Below are 22,129 nucleotides of genomic sequence, written 5' to 3'. Positions count from 1 at the left end.
CGAAAAAGCCCCGGCGCAAGTCCGGGGCTTCGTTTCGTAACGTTCCAAAGGATCCAGCCGGGATCAGTTCGCTTCAAATTCCGGCATTGCCTCCAGCGATTCCTCAGTTGCGTTCACGTAGATGCGAACTTCACCGTCGGTGTCGGTCATGACGCTCAAATCATCGAGCGGTACGAGGACCTGCTTCTCACCAAGCCCAAGGAAGCCGCCGACTTCGATCAGCACGCCGTTCTCCATCACGTCGCCCACTTCGCCGACGTTTTCATCATTGGCACCATAGACCTCGGCACCGATCAGATCGTCCTGCGTCAAGCTGGCGATATCGACCTCGGAGAAGCCTTCCATGGGGTTGTCCATCGCCTCAAGGTTTTCCTCGGTCGCGGCGATGGTCTCGTCCATCGATTCCTCGACATTCGTTGCCAGCTGTCCGGTTTCCTCCGCGATGGCGTCACCGGTGTTTTCCAGCGTGTCGCCTGCATTTTCCAGCGCGTCGCCGGTGGACTCGGCCATTTCGTCCACCTCGTCCATGGCCTCATCGGTCATGGCTTCGGTGTCGGAGACGATTTCGGTCTCAACCTCGCGTGTCTCAACATCTGCATCGGCGGAAAGTTCGCTGTCGACTTCGGCGTCAATCGCGCCGGGTGCAGTCATCTGCGTGTCGGTATCACCGTTTTCCATCGTGTTCGGAATATCGTCGGAAACATCGGTAGCCGTGGTGTTCACTTCCATTGCAGGGGTGAACGTCGGCGCGGATTCGAGCGCCTCCGCCGTGGTGGTCACGACGATGAACCAGTCATTGGCATCGGCCCCGTCGGATACGAAACGCAGATCGTCCATGGATACGGCGACGTCCTTTTCACCCATTCCAAGGAAGCCTCCGACGCCCAGAACGACACCCTCGATGGAACCATCGCGCGATACGATCACGTCGTTGATCTCACCGATATCGTCCCACTCGGTTTCCATTCCTGCCGAATAGGTGATTTCCTCATCGGTCTCGGTTGCGTAGACACGCGCGCCCAGCAGATTGGACGCCATCAGCGCGTCTGCCTCGGCGCTCTGGATATACTCTACAGATGCGGATTGGGCATATGCGGTTGTCGTCATCGCAAGTGCCACGGCGGTCGTCATAAGAAACTTTTTCATGGTACATACCTCAAATTGGCTGCGTGAAATCTGAAAGCGTCACGATCCACACAGTGATCCAACTCGCAACCCGCATTGAGGTTTCATCTCGAGGTTTCATATCAACAAAAATACCTATCCCGCAGGGCGGGATAGGCGGTTTTACGCTCAACTGGGCCTTGAACAGCCCAAATGTTCTGTTCAGCCGGTTTCAGCCGTCCACGGCATCCTCGAAGGTCCGCAGCCCTGTTCTGGGCGCACAGACCAGCACAGCCATGTTTCCGGGCTTATGCTCGTTGCGCAGCATCTTGGTATGTGCGGCGGGCAGTTCGTTCCACTCGAACACCTCGGACATGCAGGGGTCCAGACGCTGCTCTACCATCAACTGATTGGCGGAGCTGGCCTGCTTGAGGTTGGCGAAGTGGCTGCCCTGAACACGTTTCTGGTGCATCCACAGATAGCGCACGTCAAAGGTCAGGTTATAGCCGGTGGTCCCGGCGCAGATCACGACCATGCCGCCACGCTTCACCACGAAGACCGATACCGGGAACGTGCTTTCGCCCGGATGCTCGAACACCATGTCGACGTTGTTGCCCTTGCCGGTGATCTCCCAGATCGCCTTGCCGAACTTGCGCGTCTCGTTGAACCAGTCCTTGTATTCAGGCGTGTTCACTGTCGGCATCTGGCCCCAGCAGTTGAAGTCCTTGCGGTTGATGACGCCCTTGGCGCCCAGACCCATCACGAACTCACGCTTGCTTTCGTCCGAAATCACGCCGATCGCGTTGGCGCCTGCCGTGTTGATCAACTGGATCGCATAGGAGCCGAGACCCCCCGAAGCCCCCCACACCAGAACGTTCTGACCGGGGCGCAGCTCATGCGGGGCATGACCGAACAACATGCGGTAAGCAGTGGCGAGGGTCAGAGTATAGCAGGCCGCTTCCTCCCATGTCAGGTGCTTGGGGCGCGGCATCAATTGTTGCGACTGCACATTGGTGAACTGCGCGAAGGACCCGTCCGGGGTCTCGTAGCCCCAGATGCGCTGGCTCGGAGACATCATGGGGTCGCCGCCATTGCACTCCTCATCATCGCCGTCGTCCTGGTTGCAGTGAATGACGACCTCGTCACCGACCTTCCACCGCTTTACCTTGTCACCCACGGCCCAAACGATGCCGGACGCGTCGGAGCCCGCGATGTGGTAGGGTGCGCCATGACCGTCGAACGGGCTGATTGGCGTGCCAAGGCCCGCCCACACGCCATTGTAGTTGACACCGGCCGCCATCACGAGGACCAGCACCTCGTTGCTGTCGAGCACGGGCGTATCGACGGTTTCGAGGGCAAAGGCCTGATCCGGCTCGCCATGACGCTCACGCCGGATGGTCCAGGCGTACATCTGCTTGGGCACATGTCCGAGGGGCGGAAACTCGCCCATTTCGTACAAATCCTTCACCGGGCGGTTCTCCGGATCGGCGGCAGGGTTGGTTTCCGTCTGAACCATGCAACGTTCCCTTCGGGCTGTGCGCAATTTAGTTGCGCAATAAAAATACGTTTGTGAGTTACGATATGGAATGAGATTGCGCGGTAAGCAAGCGAATTTTTAGGTGCGGTGCACAAAAAATCAGGCGCATGGCCGGTGCGTCACGATCCGGGTTCACCCGCGCGCCAGCGCGTGGCCCGACGTTCGAACAGATTGATGACCGTCCATTCCAGAACCAGGACAAAGGCAACGAAACTCACCGCATAGGCCATGACATAGCCGATTTCGAACAACTGAAAATAAAGGTGAATCTGAAATCCGACACCGTTGCTGCGCCCCAGAAACTCCACCACCAGCACGATCTTCCAGATGATGGCCAGGCCGTTGCGCGTGCTCGCCGCGATATAGGGCCACAGCTGCGGAACGGTGACGTGGCGGAACGTGTCGAGCGGTGACATCTGGAACGACCGCGCCATGTCGCGCAATCTGGGATCGAGGGCGCGGGTCCCCTCGCGAATCGTGACGGCCACCATTGCCGTCTTGTTCAGGGCCACGGCGGTGATCGCCGCAACCTCGTTCAGCCCGATCCACAGATAGCACAGCACGATCACCACCAGCGCGGGAATGTTCAGGAACACCACCAGCCAGATGCCGAACCACCGATCCAGCGCGGGGGAGCGTCCCAGAACGACCCCGATGCCAAGGCCCAGCGCCATTGCCAGCGCGAACGCCGCCGCCACCCGCCCGATGGTGGCGATCATGTGATAGGCCAGATCACCTGATGCGGCCTCACGCCGAACGATGCTCCACACCTCCAGCGGCATGGGCAGCACATCGGGATCCCCCTTGAGCCAGGCAAGGACGGTCCACAGGATCATCAGCCCCATCAGGGACAGGGCGGTGATGATACCATTTGTTCGGAACAGGTCGCGGATCATGCAGAAATCCTTCCATGAATGCCGCGCCATCCCAATGGCTAACTGCACCTTTGATACCTAAGTCGCATAGGACAACGCGCAGGGGACACCTAGACATGATCCATGCGCATTCTTCGCCTCGCCCTCAGCCTCGTGCTGCTTGCCATGACCCCCGCCTACGCAGAGTCGCAGCCGCTGGAGCGTGAGGTCATCGCCTCATATGTCGCGCCGCCGATGTCGCTGGGGGAAAGTCTGGGCGACAACGGGGTCTGGCAATTGCTCAATTCCGGTGGGGCGGAGGCCGGATTTGTTTTCGAGACGGAGCCGATGGCCCCCCTGCCCGGATTTTCCGGCGCTGCGATCAACCTGTTGGTCGTTCTGGATCTGGAGGGGCGCTTTCTGGACGTGAAGCTGATCTCGCATAACGAGCCGATCTTCGTATCCGGGTTGGGCGAGGCACCGTTCCACAAGTTCTTCGAACAATATCGCGGTCTCTCGATTTCCGACAGCCTCGTCGTGGGCAGTCCCTATGGCAGCGGTGCGGACGGATCCGCGCTGATCTATCTGGACGGCGTGACCAAGGCGACGGCCTCGGTCCGCATCGCGCATGAGAGCATCATGGCCGCCGCCCTGAACGTCGCGCGCGAAAAGATGAGCGGCATCGCAACGGGTCCCCCCGCCTATCCGAACCCCGACCATGTCGAGGATTTGAGCTGGAACGATCTGGTCGCGCAGGGTCTCGTCTCGCACCTTGCCGTGACCAATGCGCAGGTGGATGCGGAATTCACCGGCACGATCTGGGAATATGACGATCCGCAAGGGCGGGCCGATCCGCAGGGGCTGTACCTCGACCTGTGGGCCATCGATATCGGGCCGCCCTCGGTCGCGCGTGCGGTTCTGGACCCGGGCACGTTCGAGGACCTGCAACAATTCATGCAACTCTCCCCCACGGATGAACCCGTGCTGCTGATCGAAACGGCGCGGCACGGTCTGGTAACGGAGGAGTTCGTGCGCAACACCTCCCCCGATCTGATCAGCGCCGAACAGGGCGGGTTTCCCATTGCCTTTCGCGATGCCGATCTGTTCATCCAGTTGCACCCCGATCTGCCGACCGAACTGCAAGACGGAACCGCGTTGATCCTGCGAACCGACCGGCGGCTGGGCTTCGACCCCACGACCGAATGGCAGTTGAACATCGCCAGTCTGCGCGAGCATGGCATGTTCCAGCCCGAAATAGGCACCGTCACATTGAGCACGGCGGTTTCGACGGATGAGCGGTTTTTCCTGCGACCGCAGACCCCCACGGCCCGGCCGCCCTGGGTCGACGCGATCCGCAACCGCTCGACTGACCTGATCATCCTGACGGTGTTTCTGGTGGGACTGATCGGCGTTCTGGGATTTCGCCTGAACAGGCTTGCCGGACACCGGTATTTCACGCCGATCCGGCTTGGCATTCTGGCCTTCGTTACGGTTTTCATCGGCTGGTGGGGTCAGGGGCAATTGTCCATCGCCACACCGCTGGCTGTGATCCGCACCGCCCAGTCCGGGGGGGCGTTCGGGTTCCTGCTCTACGATCCGTTCTCGCTCGTGATCTGGATCGTGACAATTCTGGGCTTCGTGTTGTGGGGGCGGGGCCTGTTCTGCGGCTGGCTGTGCCCGTTCGGCGCATTGCAGGAGTTCGCGCACCATATCGGACGGTTCCTGAAACTGCCGCAGATCGAGCCGACGCCCGCATGGGACAATCGCCTGAAATGGATCAAGTATGTCGTGCTGACCGCATTGATCACGCTGATCTTTACCGCTCCGGCGCGGCTGGACAAGGCGATAGAGGTCGAACCGTTCAAGACCGCAATCACCACATTCTTCGTCCGCGAATGGTATTACGTGGCCTATGCCGTGGGGCTGCTGTTGTTGTCCATGGTGCTGTTCAAGGGGTTCTGCCGCTATGTCTGCCCGCTGGGCGCCGTGATGGCGATCGGCGGGTTGTTGCGGGGGCGCAAGTGGATCGAGCGGCGGCCAGATTGCGGATCGCCCTGTCAGCTTTGCAAGGTGAAGTGCAAATACGGAGCGATCAAAAAAACCGGGGAGATTCAGTATTCGGAATGTTTCCAATGTCTCGATTGCGTGACCATTCACGATGACCCGAAAAAATGCGTTCCGCTGATCGTGCAGGCCAAGAAAGCCCGCGCCCGATCACAGGAGGTCCCGGCATGAGGCTTACCCGTCGCAGGTTCCTGACCATCGCCGCCGCCGCTGCGGCCGCGCCGGGCCATGCTGTCGCAGCGCAGTCGTGGCGAGGTCGGGCGCTGGGCGCGGATGTCAGTCTGACCATCGACGGCCCGCGTGAGGTTGCCGAACGCGCCATCGCGGAAATACCGCCGCTGCTGGGTGAGGTCGAGCGGCTGTTCAGCCTCTACGATCCATCCTCGGCCCTTTCGACGCTGAACCGCACCGGAACACTCGCCCCCCACGACCCGCGGTTCATGGAACTGGTTGCCGTTGCGGACCGTGGTCACCGGATGACCCAGGGCCTGTTCGATCCGTCGGTGCAGCCGCTGTGGCTGGCAATGGCGCAGGGGGGCGATGTGAACGCTGCCGCCCAGGCGGTCGGATGGGACAGAGTGCGCTGGAACGACTCCCGTATTACCCTGGCGGCAGATCAGGCGCTGACCTTCAACGGTATCGCGCAGGGCTTCGCGACCGATCTGGTCACCGCCCGGCTGAAAGCGTTGGGTCTGCGCGAGGCGCTGGTCAATATCGGTGAGTACAGCGCCCTGGGCGGACCTTGGCGATTGGGCCTGGATGATCCGAGCTTCGGCGTGCTGGGGATGCGCACGATACGAAACACCGCGATCGCGACTTCCAGCCCGTCAGCCATGCAGGTTGGACACCGGCAGCATATCCTGCATCCGGCGCGGGGCGCGTTGTGGTCTACGGTCTCGGTCGAGGCGGCGAATGCCACGCTGGCAGACTGCCTGTCCACCGCGCTGTGCCTCGCGCCGATGTCGTTGATACGGCAGGTTCGGCAGATGGACGGCGTTCAGCGCATCACGCTGGTCGATCCGGATGGAAACCTGACCAGCCTTTGATCTGCCAGCCGCTGATCTGCAAGTCTGGGCTCCGTCAAACTCAGATCGTCAGGCCTCGGCCTCGTGGGTCATGGCTGATACAACCCTTTGCGCACGAAAAAGGGCGCCGGATCGCTCCGACGCCCTTTCGCTGCAAGAACAATCAGGCTGCCGCCGTCACCGCGCGGCCGGTCATGACCTTGATCAGATGTGCGCGATAATCGGCACTGCCGTGCAGATCCGCGATCAGGTTGCTGTCATCGACCTGCAAGCCGGAAACCGCATCGGCGGAGAAGTTCGCGGACAGCGCCTGTTCCGCCTCCGCCCACCGGAACACGCCCTCATTCGAGGCGCCGGTGACAGCCACCCGCACGCCGTCGCCGTATTTGGCAACGAACACCGCCACCAGGGGGAAGCGTGAGGCGGGCTGGATGAACTTTTGGTAATTTGCCTTCTCGGGCACGGGGAAGGACACGCCGGTGACGATCTCCCCCTCCTCCAGCGCGGTGACGAACATGCCCTGAAAGTAATCGTCGGCAGCGATTTCACGCGTGTTGGTGATGATCGTGGCCCCCGAGCCCAGCGCCGCCGCAGGATAGCACGCAGAGGGGTCGTTGTTGGCCAGCGATCCGCCGATCGTGCCCCGGTTGCGAACCGCCGGATCCCCGATACGCGAGGCAAGGTCGGCCAGCGCGGGGTAAGCCTGCCCCACCGACGCGGCCACGGTCGCATGGGTGACCGCCCCACCGATGCGCACGGTTCCGCCGCTCGCCTCGATGCCCTGCATCTCCGGTATTTTGGTCAGGGAAACCAGCGTGGAGGGTGCCGCCAGCCGCTGTTTCAACGTGGGGATCAGAGTCTGCCCCCCGCTCAAGGGTTGTGCCTCCTCAGCCTGCAAAGCGGTGACGGCATCCGCCACCGATGTCGGACATTCTATATCAAATGCATACATATCCGCTCTCCTTAACCAGCGTTCTTCATGGCGGACCACACACGGTGCGGGGTCACGGGCATGTCGATATGGGTGACGTTCTTGCCACCCGATTGCAGCGCGTCGATGACGGCGTTCACCACCGTGGGGGGCGATCCGATCGCGCCTGCCTCGCCACATCCCTTCACGCCCAGCGGGTTGTGCGTACAAGCCGTGCCCTGAGAGTGATCGACGGTATAGAAAGGCAGGTCGTCGGCGCGCGGCATGGCATAATCCATATAGCTGGCCGACAGCAGCTGACCGTCAGAATCGTAGGTGGTGTTTTCCATCAACGCCTGTCCGATGCCCTGCCCCAGACCGCCATGGACCTGACCGGTCACGACCATTGGGTTGATGACGTTTCCGAAATCATCCACTGCCGTCATCCGGTTCACCCGGACCTTGCCGGTCTCGGGATCAACCTCGACCTCGCAGCAATAGGCACCGGAGGGATAGGTGAAGTTGGCCGGATCGTAGAAGGCCGTTTCCTCCAACCCCGGTTCGATATCCTCGATCGGGAACTGGTGGGGAATATAGGCCTTGAGCGCGACCTCACCGAAGCTGACGGACTGGTTGGTGCCGACCACGCTGAACGTACCGTCCTTGAATTCGACATCGGCGGCATCCGCTTCGAGCATGTGCGCCGCGATCTTCGTCGCCTTGACGATGATCTTCTCGGTCGCCCGCACAACGGCGGAGCCGCAAACAGCCAGCGAGCGAGAGCCGTAGGTTCCCATGCCGAACGGGATCTTGGACGTGTCGCCGTGCACGATGTCGATGCTGCCCGGATCTATCCCGAGCATCTCGGCCACGACCTGCGGGAACACCGTCTCGTGTCCCTGGCCATGGCTGTGCGCCCCGACCATCACCGACAGGTTGCCGGTCGCGTTCACCCGCACCGTTGCCGCATCGTAGAGCCCGACACGCGAGCCGAGGACACCCACCAGATTCGAGGGCGCGATACCGCAAGCCTCGACATAGGCGTTCACCCCGAAACCACGCAGAAGCCCCTTGGATTCCGATTCCGCGCGACGCGCAGCGAAACCGGCCTTGTCGGCGACCTTCTCCATCTGGTCCATCAGGGCGTCATAGTTGCCGCTGTCATATTCCAGACCCGCAGCCGAGGCGAAAGGATACTGGTCCGGCTTGATGAAGTTCTTGCGGCGCAGTTCGATCGGGTCCATGCCGATTTCGCGGGCGGCCATGTCTATGACACGTTCCAGCGAATAGGTCGCCTCGGGACGGCCGGCGCCGCGATAGGCGTCCACAGGGGCCGTGTTGGTGAACACCGCCTTCACGTTCACATAGACATTGGGCACTGTATAGTTGCCCGCCATCAGCGTGCCGTGCAGAAAGGTCGGCGTCGCGGTCGAGAAGTTCGACAGATACGCCCCCACATTCGCGTGGGTTTCGGTGCGAAAGGCCAGGAAGTTTCCTTCCTCGTCCAGCGCCAGTTCGATCTTGGTCACGTGGTCACGACCATGCGCATCGGTCTGGAACGCTTCACTGCGGTCCGAGGTCCACTTGACGGTGCGGCCCAGCTTCTTGGCCGCGGCCAGAACCAGGGCTTCCTCACCGTAGTGATAGATCTTGGAGCCGAAGCCGCCGCCGACATCGGGTGCGATCACGGTCAGCTTGTTTTCCGGGATCCCCATGACGAAGGCGCTGAGCAGAAGCCGCGTCAGGTGCGGGTTCTGGCTGGTGGTGTGCAGGGTATAATCACCCGTGCCCGTATCGTAATGCCCGATGGAACACCGCGTCTCCATCGCATTGGGGACCAGACGGTTGTTGACCAGTTCCAGCGTGGTGACGTGATGCGCGCCCTGAATGGCGGCGTCGGTGGCGGCGCGGTTGTCCTCGATCCAGCCCCAGTCGAAGCACTGGTTGGTGCCGATTTCATCGTGCACATAGGTGGTGCCGGCCAGCGCGTCCTTCATGTTGACGACGGCGTCGTGCTCCTCGATGTCGATCTCGATCATCTCGGCTGCGTCGCGGGCCTGTTGCACCGTCTCCGCGATCACGGCGGCGTATGCGTCACCGACATGGCGCACCTTGCCATGGGCCAGAACCGGGCGCTTGGGCTCCTTCATCGGCTCCCCGTCGCGGCTGTTGATCAGCCAGCCTGCGGGGTTGCCGCCGACCTCGACGAAATCCTCGCCGGTGAAGATCGCCAGCACGCCGGGCATGGCGGCGGCGGCGGACGTGTCGATCGACTTGATCGTGCCGTGAGCAACGGTCGAGCGGGCGAAGATCGCCGCGCACTCGCCCTGGGTCTTGATATCGTCACTGTACCGGCCGCGACCGGTCAGGAAGCGGTAATCCTCGCGGCGCCGTGTCGGCGCTCCTATTCCACCATCTTTGGGCATTTTATTCCTCCCTCGGGGCTGTTCGTCTTGAAAGGCTCTCGCCCCAGATTCATCGACAGTCTGATTATTCGGCGGCGATCGCGGACACGTCCTGCCCGGACGCGGCCATAATGGCCTTCACGATGTTGTGGTAGCCGGTGCAACGGCAGATATTGCCGTCCAGATAGGCGCGCACCTCCCCCTCGGTCGGGGTTGGGTTGTCCTTGAGCAGTGCTGCTGCCGACATCACCATACCGGGCGTGCAGAACCCGCATTGCAGACCGTGATGTTCCTGAAATGCCTGCTGGATCGTGCTGAGCGTTCCGTCGGCATTGGCCTGCCCCTCGATCGTGGAGACCTCGGCGCCGTCTGCCTCGACGGCGAACATGGTGCAGGATTTCACCGCCTTGCCGTTCACGTGCACGACGCAGGCGCCGCATTGGGACGTGTCGCAGCCGACATGCGTGCCGGTCAGGCGCAAATCCTCGCGCAGCATCGAGACGAGCAGCGTCTGACCCTCCACTTCCCTCGAAACCGAAGTTCCGTTCACCGTCATGGAAACCTTAGCCATCATATCCTCCCATTATATTGCAGTGGTCAGCGGCCGCGTATCCGGCCCAGCCACCCTTTTTTTGGTTCATCCGTTTCAGCCGCAGGGGCATCACCGGACGAAGCAGCCGACTCATCCGTGGTGTCCCCGGTCGGCCCCTTCTCGACCGCGTTTTGAAAGTTCTCGAAGAACTGATCCGCCATCTTAGAGGCAAAACCGTCTATGACGCGAGAGCCAAGCTGGGCGAGCTTGCCCCCCACCTTCGCCTCGACATCGTAGTTCAGGACCGTACTGTCGCCCTGCTCCTCCAGGCGGACATCCGCGCCGCCCTTGGCGAATCCTGCGGGGCCGCCCTTACCCTCACCGCTGATCTTGAGGCTCTGATATTCGATGCGGTCGCTGATCTGGACGATGCCCTTGAAGGTCGCCTTGATCGGGCCGACCTTTTGCACGACCTTCGCCTCGAACCCCTCCTCGGCGGAGCCTGCCATCTCGGTACAGCCGGGAACGCAATCCTTCAGGACATCCGGATCCAGAAGTGCGGCCCAGACCGTCTTTACGTCTGCGTTGATCGTGCGCGATCCAGTGAGGTTCATGACAATATCCGTTGTTGCTTCGACTCAGATTAGGGGCGGCGGCTGCTCGGGACTATGCGACCAAGGGCTTAGTCCGCCCTCACCGCTCCGGCTGCTGAAAGGTCAGTCCGTAACTTTCGTAGATCCCTGCGATCCGGCCATCCTGCAGCCCGGCATTGATCGCATCGTCCACCGCATAGGACAGCGGGCGATACCGAAAGTTGACCGCAACGCCCAGCGTCCACTTGCTGACCGCGAAACCGGGCAGGGGCGGGTTGTGCACGGCGGAGCTTTCCGACAGGCCGTATTCCAGCTGCCCCAGCGGCCCCATCGCGGCCATGACCTCACCGGTGTTCAACGCCTCCATCGCGGTGGCCATCGTGGGGTAGCGCCTTACATTTCCGGCCAGTTGCCCCCCGGCGAACGAGGCGAGGTAGAAATCCGAGATCGAATCGCTTTCGACCGCGACACTGTCGAACCGGAAGTATGCGGGAACGGGCGGCGCATCGGGATAGCTGGCCTTGTCATAGGCGATGGCGATGGATTCCGCGCCGTATTGCCCGGTAAAGACGACCTGCTCCACCCTGCAACTGAACGCGGAATCGTAGGGGACGCGCATCATCACATTTGCGATCCGCCCGCCGATCACCGCACCTTTCCAGATGTTGTTGAGCAGGTCGGCCTCCAGATTCTCCCCCGCCGCGACGAAGTTGAACCGCGCGTCAACGCCCAGATCCTCGGCGATCAGCTCCGCTATCTCGATATCCACGCCGGTCGGCCGCCCGCCCTGCTGCCACGAATAGGGCGGGAAATCCGCGTAGACCGCGAACAGCATGTGGCCCTGTTCCTGAATCACATCCAGTTCCTGGCCCACGATATCGCGTCCGGCATTCTGCGGCCGGGGCTGCGGCGTGTAGTAGGCGCAGGGATCCTGGGCGGCAGCCGGTCCGGCCGCAAGCAGGCCCAGCGCGAACAGCAAAGAGCGTATCACCACCCGCACCCCCTAATGCGCCGCCGACAGACCGATCGTCAGGGTTTCGGCGGCATGAACATACCCCTCGGCGGTGCCGTCGATGATTTGCGCCGCGCGCGAGGCGATGCTGTCAGCCACCGGGGCACCGGACATGGTCGGAATTTCGGCGGCAATCTCGTTCAGGCGGGATTTGAGCGCCTCCGGATCGACGCTGTCCGTGTCATCGCCCACGGCGCGCAGGGTATCGCGCAGCTCGGCCAGTTCGTCCACATACTCCGCCATTACCTCATCGTCTGGGCGGGTCTCGATATAGGTTCGGATCGCCCAGGCGGCGTCCTGACCGAGGGTTTCCTCGAAGGCGGGCATCTTGGTGGTGCCGTTTTGCGAATAGCCCGAACGGAAGCGTTCGACATACCACGAATCGCCGTATTCCTCCGCTTCGAGGAAACGCAGATCGGGGGCCAGACCGCCCGACACGACCCCCAGCCCGTGACAGCGCGCGCAGTTCTGGATGTAGCCGGATTCCCCCACGGCGAGGGCCTCTCTCCAGACATCCTCACCCGCGACCTCGGCCCGGTAGGGGTTTTCCATCAGCCATTCATCACCGGTATGCGGCAGATCGCCGGTATCCACCGGCGACACCCCCAATGGCAGCCCAGCCGCGAAGGCCGTGCCGATCATCGACCCGCAGATAAAGGTGCCAATGGCGAATTTCCTGGTAATGCGGTTCATGTATCGCTCCCTGTCCGTTCATTTTTTCGATCGGTTGCCCAAACGGCTATCAGGTGTCGCGGGGGTGGCATATACGACCTTGGTTGAACGCATGCCCCGCCCTTGCTTGAACCCACGCCCCGCCCTTTCTTGAACGCACGCCCCGCCCCAAGGCTCCCGCCACAAGACTAAGGTCTCATCCCAAGGCACCCTGCCGTTTGTTAAGACTTTGGACATGGCAAAAGGCACGTATCTGGCACTGTTCACATGTCTGTTCTTCGGGGTGGCAGCCCACGCCGAGGTCAACCTGAATATCGGGTATCTTTCAGGGCGCCCGCCCCAACCGCCGACCCTGTCCAATCTCGACCCCATTCCGGAGGACCTGGGACTGGCCGGGGCGCAGACCGGGCTGGAGGACAACATCACCACCGGGCGGTTTTTGGGCCATGGCTACGAGTTGACGGCAACCACGGTCCAGGACGGGACCGACCCGGTCGCGGCGGCGGCGGAAATGCTGGCGGTGACGCCGTTCATCCTGATCGACGCGCCGGCGGACGTGATGCTGGCGATTGCGGACCTGCCGCAAGCGCGCGATGCGACACTGTTCAACGTATCCTCCGGCGATATCGCGTTGCGCGACGATCAGTGTCGCGCGAACCTGCTGCACACCCTGCCGTCGGACGCGATGCGCACGGATGCGCTGGCGCAATTCTTCCTGTTTCGCCGCTGGACCGATCTGGTGATGATTGCCGGTGTTCATCCGCAGGACGTGGCCTACGCGGCCGCCATGCGCCGCAGCCTTGCGAAATTCGGCCTGGGCCTCGAAGGTGAGAAAACCTGGGATTTCGAGGCGGATATGCGCCGCTCCGCCTCGCAGGAGGTGCCACTGTTCACGCAGAGCCTCGGTGACTATGACGTGATGATCCTGGCGGACGAACTGCACGATTTCGGGCGCTACGTCCTCTACAACACATGGCAGGCCCGCCCTGTCGCCGGGTCCGAGGGGCTGACCGCCGTTACCTGGTCCCCGGTGATCGAGCAGTGGGGCGCGGCCCAGTTGCAGGGCCGGTTTTCCGAACGTCACGCGCGCGAAATGTTGAGTGTGGATTACGCCGCCTGGGCCGCCATCCGCACAATAGGTGAGGCGGTAACCCGCACCGATTCCGCTGATCCGCAGGTGCTGCGCGACTATATCCTGTCCGAGGATTTCGAACTGCCCGGATTCAAGGGCCGCCCGCTGACCTATCGCGACTGGAACGGCCAGTTGCGCCAACCCATCGCCATCGCCCACCCACGCGCCCTGGTCGCGCAGGCCCCGCTTGAGGGGTTCCTGCATCAGGTCAACGAGCTGGATACCCTTGGGCTGGATCGCCCCGAAAGCAATTGCGAGGTCTTCGAATGATACGCAGCGCAGGTCTGATCTGTTGCCTGCTGGCAGCACCCGCCGCAGCCGATGAAATCTGGGTGACGAACGAGAAGGACGACACCGTTTCCGTCATCTCGATCGACACGCTGGAGGTTATCGCCACCTATCCCACCGGCGAACGCCCGCGCGGCATCACGTTTTCCAAGGATTACAGCGTCGTCTATATCTGCGCGTCCGACAGTGACGCGGTGCAGGTGATGGACCCCGCGACCGGAGAGATCCTGCACGACCTGCCCTCGGGCGAGGATCCCGAACAATTCGTGCTGCACCCCAACGACCGGCATCTTTACATCGCGAACGAGGACGATGCGATCACCACGGTCGTGGACACGCAGACCCGGCAGGTCATCGCGCAGATCGACGTGGGGGTGGAGCCTGAGGGCATGGCCATCTCACCGGACGGCACCATCGCGATCACCACGTCCGAAACCACCAACATGGCCCACTGGATCGACACCGAAACGCAGGAGCTGTTCGCCAACACCCTGGTGGACAGCCGCCCGCGCCACGCGGAATTCGTGCATGACGGCGCGCAGATGTGGGTCAGCTCCGAGATCGGCGGCACGATCACGGTCTTCGACACCTCCGACCAGTCCGAGATAGGCAAGATCGACTTCGAGGTTCCGGGCGTGCACCGCGACCGGGTGCAGCCGGTCGGGTTCGAGTTTTCCGCCGATGAACGAACAGCTTTCGTCGCCCTCGGCCCGTCCAACCATATCGCCGTGGTGAATACCGAAACGCTGGAGGTCAAGGATTACATCCTCGTCGGGCGCCGCGTCTGGCACATGGCCTTCAACGCGGACAAGTCGCTGCTGTTCACCACAAACGGCGTCTCGGGCGATGTCACGGTCATCGACGTGGCCAACAGAACTGCTCTCAAATCCATCGACGTCGGTCGCTTCCCCTGGGGTGCGGCCTTCCGTCCAACTCAATAGGATCGTCCATGAAAGCTTTCATCGCATCGCTCGCCCTTCTGGCAACACCCGCACTGGCCGATGGCTTTGGTGCCGCAGGTGTGCTATCGGGCAGCAACAAGGAAGACCTGCCGCCGATCATCCTGTCAGCGGGGGAGCCGATTTCCGCCGAGCCATGGGTTTTGAAATCCGGCACCTATTACGAGTTCGAAATTCAGGGCGATGGCAGTCAGGAACTGGCGCTGGTCGGCCCGGAATTCTTTCGCGCGATCTGGATCGACGAAATCGTGGTCGAAGGGTTGGAGATCCGCCCCCTCGGGCTGGACAGCGTCGAATTCGACGAGGCAGGTGAGATGGAGATCGGATTCCTCGCCATCAAACCGGGCGCCTATTCCATGCAGATCCCCGGCACCACCGGCGAAACCCAGCGGATCGAGATCACCATCGAATGAGCGCGATCCGCGTCGAGGGGCTGAACTATAGATACGGTGCCAAGCAGGCGCTGACCGATGTCGGGTTCGAGGTCGGTCAGGGCAGGTTCTGTGCCTTGCTCGGGCCGAACGGCGCGGGCAAATCGACGCTGTTCAACCTGCTGACGCGGCTGTTCGTGCCGCCCTCCGGTCAGATCCACATCGCGGGTCATGATCTGCAGCGCGCACCCCGCGCAGCCCTGGCGCAACTGGGGATCGTGTTTCAGCAATCGACGCTGGATCTCGACCTGACCGTTCGTCAGAACCTGACCTATTTCGCCGCCCTGCACGGTCTGTCCGGCAAGAGGCGGGCGCTCAGGATTGCCCATGTCCTCGAACGGCTCGACATCGCGGATCGGGCGGAGGAAAAGGCCCGCGCCCTGAACGGCGGTCATCGGCGGCGCACCGAGATCGCCCGCGCCCTGCTGCATGACCCCAAGGTCCTGTTGCTGGATGAGCCGACGGTGGGTTTCGACGCAGCGGCCCGCGCCGCCATCACCGATCACGTCCACGACCTGACAACCGACGGCACGACCGTGCTGTGGGCGACCCATCTGGCGGATGAAGTCCGCCCCGACGACCGCCTGATCGTGCTGCACCGGACCCGCGTCCTGCGCGACGGTCTGGCCGGGGAAATCGCTGGCGGGCGCCCCTTGCAGCAAGCGTTCCTCACCATGACGCAGGCCCCGGCATGAGCCGTTATCTGACCGCCCTGATCGCGATCGTTCTGCGTGAGGCGCTGCGCTTCGTCCACCAGCGCGAACGCTTCGTCGCGGCTCTGGTGCGCCCGCTGGTCTGGCTGCTGGTCTTCGCCGCAGGCTTTCGTGCGGCGCTGGGACTGTCGATCATCCCGCCCTATCAGACCTATATCACCTACGAGACCTATATCGTGCCCGGTCTGTGCGGCATGATCATGCTGTTCAACGGCATGCAATCCTCGCTCAGCCTGATCTACGATCGCGAGATGGGGTCGATGAAGCTGCTGCTGACCAGCCCGCTGCCGCGATGGTGGCTGCTGACATGCAAGCTGCTGGGTGCGACAGCCATATCCATCCTTCAGGTCTATGCCTTTCTGGCCATCGCGGCGGCCCTGGGCATCAAGATGCCTGTCGCGGGTTATCTGACCGTGCTGCCGGCGCTGGTCGTGGCGGGGCTGATGCTGGGGTCTCTGGGACTGCTTCTGTCCAGCTTCATCAAGCAGTTGGAGAATTTCGCGGGGGTGATGAATTTTGTAATCTTCCCGATGTTCTTCCTTTCCTCCGCGCTCTACCCCTTGTGGAAAATGGCTGAATCGTCCGAGTTGCTCTACAATATCTGCGCGGTGAACCCGTTCACCCACGCGGTCGAGCTGATCCGCTTCGCGCTCTATGTTGAGTTCAACGGCCCGGCGCTGTTCTGGACCGTGCTGGCAGCGGCGGTGTTCACGGTTGCGGCCCTGTGGGGCTACAGCCCCCGGATCACGGGGCCGCGCGGCAGGGGATGACGGATCTACGACCATAGCAGTACTGATTTCTTCGCCCGATGGTGATAGAATGACCCTCATGAAACAGATCATTATCGCTTTCGCCCTGTGCGGCGCCCCGGCTATGGCCGAGGATCTGTCGCAATTCGGAACCACCAATCCCGATGAGATGACGTGGCAACGCTTCATCGAACGGGCCGAGGAGGGTGAGACCGGCATGGTCCTGTGCTCCATGGGCTATCCGCTGACGAAATCCGGCAATCATGCCGCGGCCCGGTTCCTGTTGGAGAACTGCGCGCGCGCAGGCTACACCGCCGCGATGACGTGGATGGGGCAGCTGGACAATAACGGCCTCGGCGGGGATTACGACCCCGAAGCAGCCGCCGAATGGGATCGCCGCGCCGCCGAGTTGGGCGATTCGGTAGGAAAGTTCAATTACGGGATCAGCCTGATGCGCGGGCACGGCGTTCAGCAGGATGAGGAACGTGGCCGGCAACTGGTGGGTGAGGCCGCGCAGGACGGCCTGCACATCGCGCGGCGGCTGGCCGATGCGGATTACGATCTGGACGTGATCACACCCGACGCTGACAATTGGCGCTACGCCCCGCTTTTCTGAGCAGCGATGTTGAATGTATCGCTGGCGACCCGTGCGGGTTGACCTGACAGGGTCAGGATACGGTCCGCCAGTTGCCGGGCCTCCTCCACCACATGCGTCACCAGCACGGTCGTGACGCCGTAGGCGTCCCGCAATCTGGCGAACAGGGCAATCATCTCCCCCACCAGTTGCGGGTCGAGCGAGACGAAAGGTTCGTCCATCAACAGCAGGTCCGGCCGCACCGCGAAGGCCCGCGCCAGTGACAGGCGACGTTGCTGGCCCAGTGACAGGCGGTTGGGAAATGCGTCGCGCCGATCCGCCAGCCCCACATCGGCCAGCACCGCATCCGCGATATCGGTGGAGACGCCCGCCGCGATGGTGATGTTGTCCCGCAAACTGCGCCAGGGCAGCAGCGTCGGCTCCTGAAACACCATCGCGGTGCGCCCCGTGACGGTACATGTTCCGTCATAGCCGCGTTCCAGCCCGGCAAAGATCCGCAGCAGCGATGATTTTCCGATTCCCGACGGGCCGACCAGTGCGACGGTCTGCCCGCGCGGGATTGCGAAGGAGATATCGCCGAGGATGTCAGCCCCCTCATAGGCCAGCCCCCGCAGATGCAGATCGAGAACGGGCGCACCGCCCGTTTCCGTCATGGGTCCGCCCCGGCCATGGGCCCGGTTTTGGATCTGCGTCGCACCCTAGCTGCCGGTGTGCACGAACACGCCCTCGGGCAGTTCGGATGCCTCGCCCAGCAGGTCCTCCCCGCCCAGTTCGTACATCAGCGCCAGCATCCGGGCCGCCGCCGCCTCATCTATCGGGCCGGAGGCGGGAATTCCGGCGCGGAATCCGGCAACCAATGCGGCGAATTGCGCATCGGTATCCGCATTCATGCGTGGGCGCAGACGATCCCATTCCGCATCGTCGGTGGCCAGAATATCCTTCGCCGCGCGTGAGGCCGCCGACAGACCCTCCACCAGTTCGGGATGTTCACGCACCAGCGCGCCGTTCACGACATAGCCCAGAAGAGGCGTCTCCGGATCCAGTCCCAGATCGACGGAGGCCTCCGCGACATCCACCAATGTGCGCATCCCGCCCGCCGTCATCTTCGCGCCGAAATGCCAGAAGTTGATCGCGCCATCCAGATCACCCGCCATCGCCGTACCGAAGATGAGAGGCGGCGCCCCGAAGACCTGTTCGGTTTCCGCGGCGAGGTCCATGTCGAAGTTCTTCTGCGCGTAGGCCTGCAGGATCAGCCAGCTTTTGTCGAGCGGCCCGCCGGCGATGCCGATGCGTTGCCCGGCCAGATCGCTGAGGTCCTGCGCGGTGCTGTCGTGCGGAACCATGATGCCGCCGACGGCCTTCGAATACGGGATGAAGACATAGTCCCGCCCGGCGGCGCGTTGCCGGGCAACCCACAGCCAGTCCGCGACGATCACGTCGGTCTCCCCCCCCTGAAACGCGACCCGCGCCGCCGAACCGCCCGCGACGCCCTGAACCTCCAGATCGAAGCCGTTCGCAGCGTCGAGCCCGTGGTGCTGGATCGTGTCGAGCTCCCAGTTCACGGTGCCGAACTGCAAGACGGACGCCCGCAGAACCGGCGTATCCGCCAAACCCGCCGTGGCGATACATGCGGCGACGATCGCGCCGCCGATTTTTTTCATCATCGTCATTTTATGCCTCCCAATGTCACGTGAAAGACTAGCAGGTCGGTGTCGCGCCGGAATACGACCAAAGGGGGGTGCGCCCGCGCCGGAACGGCCGGCTGAATCCCGGTGCGCGGGCCCCTGCACGGGGCGGATCAGACCAGCATGGGGCGTATGACCAAGGTTCTATATCGCAAAACGGCCGTTTTACCGGATACTGCCACGTGATCACGCTTCACGATAGGCGCACGCAGACGCTTACGGTCAGGAAATGGGCGACGTGGATGATCTCGAACAAACATGGGAGGAGTCAAAATGAAACGGTTTGCTTTTACTCTGGCAGCCACGCTCGCCACGACCGGAATGGCGCACGCGCAAGTGACGGAGGAGATGCTGCTCAACGATGCGACATCCACCGCGGATGTGCTGACCAATGGCATGGGCCGCGATTTGCAGCGCCACTCACCGCTGGACATTCTCAACCGCGACAACGTGGATAACCTGGTTCCGGCCTGGGCGTTCTCGCTCGGGGGTGAGAAGCAGCGCGGCCAGGAAACCCAGCCGATCATCTATGACGGCATCATGTATATCACCGGATCGTACAGCCGCCTTTACGCCATCGACGTAAAGACCGGTCAGGAACTGTGGCAGTACGACGCCCGCCTGCCCGAGGGCATCCTGCCTTGCTGCGACGTGGTGAACCGGGGCGCCGCGATTTATGGCGACAACGTCTATTTCGGCACGCTGGACGCGCGCATCGTGGCGTTGAATCGCATGACCGGCGACGTGGTGTGGAACAAGAAGATCGCGGATTACCGCGCGGGCTACAGCTATACCGCCGCCCCGCTGATCGTGGACGGCCTGATCATCACCGGAAATTCCGGCGGTGAGTTCGGCATCGTCGGAGAGGTGCAGGCCCGCGACGCGGAGACCGGCGATCTGGTCTGGACCCGCCCGGTGATCGAGGGTCACATGGGCACGCTGAACGGCGAAGAAAGCACCATGACTGGTGAGCTGAACGCGACCTGGCCCGGTGACATGTGGCAGACAGGTGGCGGTGCAACCTGGCTGGGCGGCTCCTACGATGCGAGCACGGACACGCTGGTCTTCGGCACGGGCAACCCGGCCCCCTGGAACAGCCATCTGCGCAACGCGGGAACCCCGGTCGAGGGCAATGCGGGCGACAACCTGTACGCGGCCTCCCGCCTCGGCATTGATCCGGCAACCGGTGAGATCAAGTGGCATTACCAGACCACCCCGCGTGAGGGGTGGGACTATGACGGCGTGAACGAAGTCGTCGCCTATACCGACCGTGAGGGCAACGACCGCTTCGCCACGGCGGACCGGAACGGCTTTTTCTACGTTCTGAACCGTGAGGACGGGGCCTTCGTATCCGCCACACCGTTCGTCAAGGACATCACCTGGGCCGAAGGTATCGACGAAACCGGTCGTCCGATCTTCAACGAGGATGCCCGCCCCGGCGATCCGAGCGAGACCGCAGACGGCGCACGGGGCGAGGTCGTCTTCGCCTCCCCGTCCTTCCTGGGCGGCAAGAACTGGATGCCGATGGCGCATTCCCCGTCCACCGGACTGTTCTACGTTCCATCCAACGAATGGGGCATGGATATCTGGAACGAACCGATCACCTACCGTCAGGGCGCGGCCTATCTTGGCTCCGGCTTCACGATCAAGCCGAACTACGAGGACCATATCGGCAGCCTGAAGGCGATCGACCCGGATACCGGCGAAATCGTCTGGGAATTCCAGAACCCCGCTCCGCTATGGGGTGGCGTCATGACCACGGGCGGCGGTCTGGTCTTTACCGGAACGCCCGAGGGTGAGTTCATCGCCTTCGACGATCAAACCGGTGAGGTCCTGTGGTCCTTCCAGACCGGCTCCGGCATCGTCGGCCAGCCGATCACCTGGGAACAGGATGGTGAGCAATATGTCTCCGTCATCTCCGGCTGGGGCGGCGCGGTTCCTCTGTGGGGTGGTGAGGTCGCGCAGACCGTGAACTACCTCAACCAGGGCGGCCTGTTGTGGACGTTCCGCCTGCCCGAGCAACTCGCCGGTAACTGATCTCCCTGGATCAACTGGCTTTTCTGGCGCGCTCCCTGATCGGGGGCGCGTCTTTTTTCGTGATTATGACCTTTGGCGGATTGGCAGCGATCCCGCCATGTCGCTAGAGTTGACGCATGGCAGCAAACGCGCAGATTTCGTCAGATCACGACGCCCCGGATCCCCACCACCGGTGGGCGCTGATCATCGACGATCATCCGTTGTTCTGCGACGCGCTGGAGCTGACGCTGCGCGCGACAGGGGAATTTACCGACGTTCGAACCGCAACCAATATCGAGGCCGGCCTGCGCGTTCTCGACCGTGCCCCGCCGCCCGCGCTGATCCTGCTGGACCTGAATCTGCCCGATGTGAAGGGGTTCGAGGGCCTGGTGCGTATCAAGCGTCAGTCGGACCGCTCGCCCGTGCTCGTCGTATCCTCGATGACCGAAAACAACGTCATCACCGGGGCGATTGCCGCCGGTGCATCGGGGTTCGTGCCAAAACATTCCGGTCGCGCAATCTTCAAGCAGGCGCTGGACGAGATTACCAACGACCGCGTCTACAAACCCGCAGGCTTCGTCGAATCCGAAAGCTCGGAACGCCAGACCCAGATCATCGAACGGCTGTCCTCACTGACCAATCAGCAAAGCCGCATCCTGGAATTGATCTGCGAAGGCAAGCTGAACAAGCAGATCGCCTTCGATCTGACCATAGCGGAGGGGACCGTCAAGGCGCATGTCACCGCAATCATGCGCAAGCTCGGCGTTCAGCGCCGCACGCAGGCCGTCCTCGTGGTGCAGGAGGCACGGTATTTCGAGGCCCTGCCAAATGCGGAGCAGGCACCCTGACGTTC

General features: G+C 62.5%; 21 protein-coding genes. 10 read left to right on the top strand and 11 right to left on the bottom strand.

Translation table 11 applies throughout. The annotated features are described in order from the left end of the window. Positions 1-63 precede the first annotated feature (63 nt). From H1S03_RS09190 to H1S03_RS09180, 3 genes are all read right to left on the bottom strand, one after another. Positions 64-1,146, bottom strand: a complete 1,083-nt coding sequence (locus H1S03_RS09190; protein WP_185804165.1) for a PRC-barrel domain-containing protein — start codon at positions 1,144-1,146, stop codon at positions 64-66. A gap of 190 nt (positions 1,147-1,336) precedes the next feature. Then, positions 1,337-2,620, bottom strand: a complete 1,284-nt coding sequence (gene ccrA, locus H1S03_RS09185; RefSeq protein WP_185804164.1) for a crotonyl-CoA carboxylase/reductase — start codon at positions 2,618-2,620, stop codon at positions 1,337-1,339. A 140-nt stretch (positions 2,621-2,760) separates the two neighbouring features. Further along, on the bottom strand, positions 2,761-3,537 hold the full coding sequence (locus H1S03_RS09180; protein WP_185804163.1) for an ABC transporter permease: 777 nt from the start codon (positions 3,535-3,537) through the stop codon (positions 2,761-2,763). A gap of 102 nt (positions 3,538-3,639) precedes the next feature. Here H1S03_RS09180 and H1S03_RS09175 point away from each other — a divergent pair, with 102 nt between their 5' ends. After that, positions 3,640-5,730: a 4Fe-4S binding protein gene (locus H1S03_RS09175; protein ID WP_185804162.1), complete on the top strand. Its 2,091-nt coding sequence runs from the start codon at positions 3,640-3,642 to the stop codon at positions 5,728-5,730. Beyond that, entirely contained in the window at positions 5,727-6,605 is an 879-nt protein-coding gene (locus H1S03_RS09170) for an FAD:protein FMN transferase (protein ID WP_185804161.1), read from the top strand. The genes H1S03_RS09175 and H1S03_RS09170 overlap by 4 nt, the downstream gene beginning before the upstream one ends. A gap of 142 nt (positions 6,606-6,747) precedes the next feature. Here H1S03_RS09170 and H1S03_RS09165 read toward each other — a convergent pair whose 3' ends face one another. The 6 genes from H1S03_RS09165 to pedF form a co-directional block, all read right to left on the bottom strand. Then, entirely contained in the window at positions 6,748-7,536 is a 789-nt protein-coding gene (locus tag H1S03_RS09165) for an FAD binding domain-containing protein (RefSeq protein WP_166188158.1), read from the bottom strand. A gap of 11 nt (positions 7,537-7,547) precedes the next feature. After that, on the bottom strand, positions 7,548-9,920 hold the full coding sequence (locus H1S03_RS09160) for a xanthine dehydrogenase family protein molybdopterin-binding subunit (RefSeq protein ID WP_185804160.1): 2,373 nt from the start codon (positions 9,918-9,920) through the stop codon (positions 7,548-7,550). Positions 9,921-9,984: 64 nt separating this feature from the next. Beyond that, a complete protein-coding gene (locus tag H1S03_RS09155; protein WP_185804159.1) occupies positions 9,985-10,470 on the bottom strand; it encodes a (2Fe-2S)-binding protein in 486 nt (161 codons plus the stop codon). Between the two features lie 26 nt (positions 10,471-10,496). After that, positions 10,497-11,045, bottom strand: a complete 549-nt coding sequence (locus H1S03_RS09150; protein WP_185804158.1) for an SRPBCC family protein — start codon at positions 11,043-11,045, stop codon at positions 10,497-10,499. A 79-nt stretch (positions 11,046-11,124) separates the two neighbouring features. Next, on the bottom strand, positions 11,125-12,018 hold the full coding sequence (locus tag H1S03_RS09145; protein WP_430700895.1) for a substrate-binding periplasmic protein: 894 nt from the start codon (positions 12,016-12,018) through the stop codon (positions 11,125-11,127). Between the two features lie 9 nt (positions 12,019-12,027). Then, complete coding sequence (gene pedF / locus H1S03_RS09140) at positions 12,028-12,729, bottom strand: cytochrome c-550 PedF (RefSeq protein WP_185804157.1); 702 nt, start codon at positions 12,727-12,729, stop codon at positions 12,028-12,030. Between the two features lie 214 nt (positions 12,730-12,943). On the opposite strand from pedF, the gene H1S03_RS09135 reads away from it, so the two are divergent. From H1S03_RS09135 to H1S03_RS09110, 6 genes are read left to right on the top strand one after another with little or no spacing between them, the layout of a single operon-like run. Beyond that, the gene (locus H1S03_RS09135) at positions 12,944-14,110 is read left to right on the top strand and encodes an ABC transporter substrate-binding protein (RefSeq protein WP_185804156.1); all 1,167 of its coding nucleotides are present in this window, start codon (positions 12,944-12,946) and stop codon (positions 14,108-14,110) included. Then, positions 14,107-15,069 carry a YVTN family beta-propeller repeat protein gene (locus tag H1S03_RS09130; protein ID WP_185804155.1) on the top strand — a complete coding sequence of 321 codons (963 nt, stop codon included), beginning with the start codon at positions 14,107-14,109 and terminating at the stop codon, positions 15,067-15,069. Before H1S03_RS09135 ends, H1S03_RS09130 begins: the two co-directional genes overlap by 4 nt. 8 nt (positions 15,070-15,077) lie before the next feature. Then, on the top strand, positions 15,078-15,500 hold the full coding sequence (locus H1S03_RS09125) for a hypothetical protein (RefSeq protein ID WP_185804154.1): 423 nt from the start codon (positions 15,078-15,080) through the stop codon (positions 15,498-15,500). After that, entirely contained in the window at positions 15,497-16,213 is a 717-nt protein-coding gene (locus tag H1S03_RS09120; RefSeq protein ID WP_185804153.1) for an ABC transporter ATP-binding protein, read from the top strand. The genes H1S03_RS09125 and H1S03_RS09120 overlap by 4 nt, the downstream gene beginning before the upstream one ends. Continuing rightward, on the top strand, positions 16,210-17,001 hold the full coding sequence (locus H1S03_RS09115; protein WP_185804152.1) for an ABC transporter permease: 792 nt from the start codon (positions 16,210-16,212) through the stop codon (positions 16,999-17,001). Before H1S03_RS09120 ends, H1S03_RS09115 begins: the two co-directional genes overlap by 4 nt. A 58-nt stretch (positions 17,002-17,059) precedes the next feature. Continuing rightward, on the top strand, positions 17,060-17,596 hold the full coding sequence (locus tag H1S03_RS09110; protein WP_185804151.1) for a tetratricopeptide repeat protein: 537 nt from the start codon (positions 17,060-17,062) through the stop codon (positions 17,594-17,596). Here the strand turns inward: H1S03_RS09110 and H1S03_RS09105 are convergent. Further along, positions 17,578-18,228, bottom strand: a complete 651-nt coding sequence (locus H1S03_RS09105) for an ABC transporter ATP-binding protein (RefSeq protein ID WP_185804150.1) — start codon at positions 18,226-18,228, stop codon at positions 17,578-17,580. The two genes, H1S03_RS09110 and H1S03_RS09105, sit on opposite strands and share 19 nt — an antisense overlap. A 45-nt stretch (positions 18,229-18,273) precedes the next feature. Next, entirely contained in the window at positions 18,274-19,236 is a 963-nt protein-coding gene (locus H1S03_RS09100) for an ABC transporter substrate-binding protein (protein WP_185804216.1), read from the bottom strand. A 297-nt stretch (positions 19,237-19,533) separates the two neighbouring features. Here H1S03_RS09100 and H1S03_RS09095 point away from each other — a divergent pair, with 297 nt between their 5' ends. Both H1S03_RS09095 and H1S03_RS09090 read left to right on the top strand, forming a co-directional pair. After that, positions 19,534-21,297 (top strand): PQQ-dependent methanol/ethanol family dehydrogenase, encoded by a 1,764-nt coding sequence (locus H1S03_RS09095; protein ID WP_166188192.1) that lies wholly within the window; start codon positions 19,534-19,536, stop codon positions 21,295-21,297. 116 nt (positions 21,298-21,413) lie between these two features. After that, the gene (locus tag H1S03_RS09090) at positions 21,414-22,124 is read left to right on the top strand and encodes a response regulator (RefSeq protein ID WP_185804149.1); all 711 of its coding nucleotides are present in this window, start codon (positions 21,414-21,416) and stop codon (positions 22,122-22,124) included. The last annotated feature ends 5 nt before the right edge of the window (positions 22,125-22,129 follow it).

This window comes from Pontivivens nitratireducens, from assembly GCF_014235845.1.
Lineage (GTDB): Bacteria > Pseudomonadota > Alphaproteobacteria > Rhodobacterales > Rhodobacteraceae > Pontivivens > Pontivivens nitratireducens.
The sequence above is the reverse complement of the archived record's forward strand: the minus strand, read 5'-3'. Positions and strand labels throughout refer to the sequence as shown.